Here is a 1,251-nt window from a genome sequence, read left to right as displayed (position 1 = left end):
GGGTCTGCGGCTGCGGCGTCGGGTACGCCGGCGGCGGGGTCCGGTACTGCTGCGGCCCGCCCTGCTGGAGGTACTGCGGCTGAGGCGTCTGCGGGTTGTGCGGCGCCTGCGGGGCCTGCGGGGCGGCGTGCACCGAGCGCGGACCCTCGTTGATCACCAGCGGGGTGCTGGCCTGCAGCCACTGCCCGTTGCCGCCGCCCTTGGCGGCCTCGATCAGCCGCTCCGCCTCGTCCCGCATCGCCGCCGCGCTCTGGAACCGGTGCGCCGGGTCCTTGCGCAGCGCCTGGGCGACGAAGGCGTCCACCTCGGGGGTGACCGAGCGGTTGAGGGTGGAGGGGGCCGGCGGCTCCTCCTGGACGTGCTTGTAGGCGATCGAGAACGCCGAGTCGCCGTCGAAGACCAGCTGCCCGGTGATCATCTCGAAGAGCATCACGCCGACCGAGTACAGGTCGGAGCGGGCGTCCACCGGCTTGCCGAGCGCCTGCTCGGGCGAGAGGTACTGCGGGGTGCCGACCACCATGCCGGTCTGGGTCATCGACGTGACGCCGGATTCCAGCGCACGGGCGATGCCGAAGTCCATGACCTTGACGTTGCCCTTGCGGTCGAACATGACGTTGCCGGGCTTGATGTCGCGGTGCACCAGGCCCATGTCGTGCGAGGCCTCCAGCGCGTTCAGCACGCCGATGGTGACCTTCAGGGCCTCCTCGGCCGGCATCGCGCCGTACTGGCCGATCGCCTCGTTGATCGCCTCGCGCAGACCCTTGCCGTCGATCAGCTGCATGACGATGTACGGCGTGCTGGAGCCGTCCGCGGCGACGTCCTCGCCGCTGTCGTACACCGTGACGATGTTGGGGTGCTCCAGCCGGGCCACGGCCTGGGCCTCGCGGCGGAACCGCTCCTTGAACGAGTCGTCCCGGCCCAGCTCGCTGTGCATGCTCTTCAGCGCGACCTGCCGGTCCAGCACGCGGTCGTGGGCGAGGTGCACGGAGGCCATGCCGCCCTCGCCCAGCAGCCGCTGCAGCACATAGCGGCCGTTGCCCAGCGAGAAGCCCTCGACCGCCGCGTTGCCGTGCTCGCTCATGGTCCTCTGCTCCCCCTCGGCGCGGGCGTGCTCGCCGCAGCCTGACGTTCGGTCTCGTCCGTGCGTGGTGGGCCCGGCCCGCTGGCCCGGCGGGCCCCTGTCGCGGCGGTTCCACCGGCCGGCGACAGGGGTCAGGGTATCGGCTCGCGCCGACGGTGATCGGCCCAGGG

1 protein-coding gene is annotated in these 1,251 nt (G+C 72.1%); it reads right to left on the bottom strand.

What is annotated here, in order from left to right; all coding sequences use genetic code 11:
• Window positions 1–1,081 (bottom strand): protein kinase (locus ACIQOV_RS41895; protein ID WP_401056452.1); only part of this gene is annotated, 1,081 nt, incomplete at its 3' end.
• Window positions 1,082–1,251 lie beyond the last annotated feature (170 nt).

The organism is Kitasatospora sp. NPDC091257 (assembly GCF_044757675.1).
Lineage (GTDB): Bacteria > Actinomycetota > Actinomycetes > Streptomycetales > Streptomycetaceae > Kitasatospora > Kitasatospora lactacystinica.
This window is presented reverse-complemented; position numbering and strand designations above follow the sequence as displayed.